Below are 2,946 nucleotides of genomic sequence, written 5' to 3' on the forward strand. Positions count from 1 at the left end.
ACGACGTCACCTATGTGGAGTTCATGGGCAAGGACAACGTGCCCTTCCACACCGTGGGCTTCCCCTGCACCCTGATCGGCCTCAACGAGCGCCGCGCCGCGGACGGAACCTGGGCGGCGGCCAGCAATGCGCCGTGGAAGCTGGTGGATGAGCTGAAAGGCTTCAACTGGCTGGACTACTACGGCGGCCGGTTCTCCACCTCGCAGAACCGCGGGGTGTTCATGGACCAGGCGCTGGAGCTTCTGGCGCCGGACTACTGGCGCTGGTGGATCACCGCCAACACCCCGGAAACTTCCGACGCGACCTTCGTCTGGGGGCAGTTCCAGGCGCAGGTGAACGCCGACCTCGCCGACGTGCTCGGCAATTTCGTCAACCGAATCCTGAAGTTCACCGAGAACCGTTTTGACGGGGTCGTGCCGGCAGGGGGTTCGGCAGGCCTTCTGGAAGAAGGACTCTACGCCGACGTGACCGCCAAGCTGGCCGAACTCACCGACCACCTGGAGGGCCGCGAGTTCCGCAAGGCCGCCCAAGCCCTGCGGCAGCTCTGGGTGCTGGGCAACGGCTACCTGACCGAGGCCGCGCCCTGGACGGCGATCAAGACCGATCCGGAGCGGGCGGCCATGGCGGTGCGCACCGGACTGAACCTGGTCGCGCTGTTCGCCAAGGTCTCGGAGCCGTTCATCCCGTACACTGCGGAGACCATCGCGGGCTCGGTGGGCGAGGCGGTCCCGGGCCGCTGGCCGGAAGGCGAGGGGGCCCAACTCCTCGACGTCCTGGAGCCCGGCCGGCGGGTCAAGGCGCCCGACGTGCTTTTCCGCAAGGTTGAGGACAGTCAGGTGGCTGAATGGCGCGAGCGGTTTGGCGGCCCCGAGGCCGGCTGACCTATCAGTGAAGCCGCTGGCGCGCCTCTTCCTCGGGCGATATCTCCAGGGCTGTCGGCATCACGGCGTTGTACTGAGCGGTCCGGTTGAGGTCGACGATCACCGTGCGGTGGCCTTCCCACATCATGTGCAGCGCCACGTAGAGCACGATCACCAAGCCGGCGTAGCCGATCCAGCGATAACGGTGCAGCAGGCGCGCGATCCAGGTCGCCGCCAAACCCATCAGAGCGATGGAGAGAACCAAGCCGAACACCAGGATCGCGGGGTGCTCGCGCGCCGCTCCGGCTACCGCCAGGACGTTGTCCAGTGACATGGAGACATCGGCGATGAGGATCTGGGTGAAGGCGCTGCGGAAGGACTTGGCCGGCTTGACGTGGGGCTCCGTCGTCGGATCGTCGTCCATGGCCGCGGCGGCCGCGACCTCGTCGGGCTCCGCCTGCTCGCGCAGCTCGCGCCACATCTTCCAGCAGACCCACAAGAGCAGTAGGCCGCCGGCGAACAGCAGGCCCACGATCCCCAGCAACTGGGTGGTGATCAGGGCGAAACCGATGCGCAGGACCACCGCGGCCATCAGGCCGTAAAGGATCGCCTTTTTCCGCTGGGCCGGCGGCAGGCCGCCGGCGGCCAGGCCCACGGCGACGGCGTTGTCGCCCGCCAAAACCAGGTCGATCATCATCACCTGGAAGAGGGAGGACAGCGCACCGGGAGCGAGAAGGCTTTCGAGCATCGCGTTTCAATGCGTCAGCCGCGCATCGTCTGCAACGCCAAAGCTCAGCGGCGCGGCCGAGAGGCCTCGTAGAGTGCCACCGCGGCGGCGGCGGAGACGTTCAGGCTCTCGAAGCCACCGGGCATGGAAATGCGAGCCAGCTCGTCGCAGTGCTCGGCCACCAGGCGGCGAAGGCCTTCGCCCTCCGACCCGAGAACCAGCACCAGCGGTTGGCCGTCAACCACTTCGGCCAAGTCGCGGGGCGCTTCGCCGGTGAGGCCCACCGCCCGCCAGCCCAGGCCGCTCAGCTCCTCCAGGGCGCGCGACAGGTTGACCACTCGCGCAGTGGGCACCCGCTCCACCGCCCCGGCGGCGGCCTTGGCCAGCGACCCTGTGAACCGCGGGGCATGGCGTTCCTGTAGCACCACGCCGGTCGCCCCGAAGGCCGCGGCGGAGCGCAGGATGGCGCCGACGTTCTGGGGATCAGTGAGCTGGTCCAGCATCAGCAGGACGGCGCCGGGCCGGGCCTCGAATTCGTCCAGCCCCACCGGCTCAAGGGGGGCGGCCTGCAGGGCGACGCCCTGGTGCACGGCGCCGGCCGGCAGGGCGCGCGAGATCAGCTGGTTGTCGGCGGGCTCCAGCTCGGCCAGGCGACCGAACCGGCCCTCGATCTGGCGCGACCGTTCCGGCGTGGCGAGCAGCCGATCGGGCGCTCCGCGGGCCGGATTGCCAAGCGCCGCCTCCACCGCGTGCCAGCCCCAGATCCAGGTGTCGGAGACGACCTCGGAGCGTCCGGGAAAGCGGCTGTGCGGACGCCGTTTGTGACCCTTCCGGGCGTCGTTGCGTTCGAGGTGGGAGGCCACTATAAGACGCGCTCCAAATTGGGGCCCCAGACGGGTTTCCGCCTTTCAGGACCGTGTTCGGCGCTCTTAGCACCGGTCGCATCCGGGGGCGGCAGGCTTTTCGTCCAGGGCCGCGGCATGGCTCCGAGCGCAAGGGGGAATGTCCCGAGCGGCAAAGGGGGGGGACTGTAAATCCCCTGGCGTACGCCTTCGCAGGTTCGAGTCCTGCTTCCCCCACCACGCGCCGGACGAATGAGGAGAGATACGGGCGACCCCGCTCACCGGCGGGTATAGCACAATGGTAGTGCAGCAGCCTTCCAAGCTGAATATGCGGGTTCGATTCCCGCTACCCGCTCCAGTTTCTTAATCAACCACTTCAAGCAACGCCGGCAGGACCCTGATGGCCAAGGAAAAGTTCGAACGCAACAAGCCGCACTGCAACATTGGTACGATTGGCCATGTTGACCACGGCAAGACGACGCTGACGGCGGCGATCACGCTGACGTTGGCGAAGGTG

Annotated in this window: 4 protein-coding genes and 2 tRNA genes; 4 read left to right on the forward strand and 2 right to left on the reverse strand. The window is 67.9% G+C overall.

Annotation, left to right across the window (positions count from 1 at the left end):
- Positions 1-881, forward strand: an 881-nt coding sequence (locus ACLL81_RS14595; protein WP_411289089.1) for a class I tRNA ligase family protein, incomplete at its 5' end; no start/stop codon positions are given.
- 4 nt (positions 882-885) lie between these two features.
- Here the strand turns inward: ACLL81_RS14595 and ACLL81_RS14600 are convergent.
- A complete protein-coding gene (locus tag ACLL81_RS14600) occupies positions 886-1,608 on the reverse strand; it encodes a TerC family protein (RefSeq protein ID WP_411289090.1) in 723 nt (240 codons plus the stop codon).
- Positions 1,609-1,652: 44 nt separating this feature from the next.
- Positions 1,653-2,450 (reverse strand): 23S rRNA (guanosine(2251)-2'-O)-methyltransferase RlmB, encoded by a 798-nt coding sequence (rlmB, locus tag ACLL81_RS14605; RefSeq protein ID WP_411289091.1) that lies wholly within the window; start codon positions 2,448-2,450, stop codon positions 1,653-1,655.
- Positions 2,451-2,583: 133 nt separating this feature from the next.
- On the opposite strand from rlmB, the gene ACLL81_RS14610 reads away from it, so the two are divergent.
- The 3 genes from ACLL81_RS14610 to ACLL81_RS14620 all read left to right on the forward strand — a co-directional run.
- Positions 2,584-2,669: transfer RNA gene (locus tag ACLL81_RS14610), tRNA-Tyr, on the forward strand.
- 44 nt (positions 2,670-2,713) lie between these two features.
- A tRNA-Gly gene (locus tag ACLL81_RS14615) sits at positions 2,714-2,787 on the forward strand.
- A gap of 42 nt (positions 2,788-2,829) precedes the next feature.
- Positions 2,830-2,946 (forward strand): GTP-binding protein (locus tag ACLL81_RS14620; protein ID WP_411289092.1); only part of this gene is annotated, 117 nt, incomplete at its 3' end.

It is taken from the genome of Phenylobacterium sp., assembly GCF_046590535.1.
GTDB lineage: Bacteria > Pseudomonadota > Alphaproteobacteria > Caulobacterales > Caulobacteraceae > Phenylobacterium.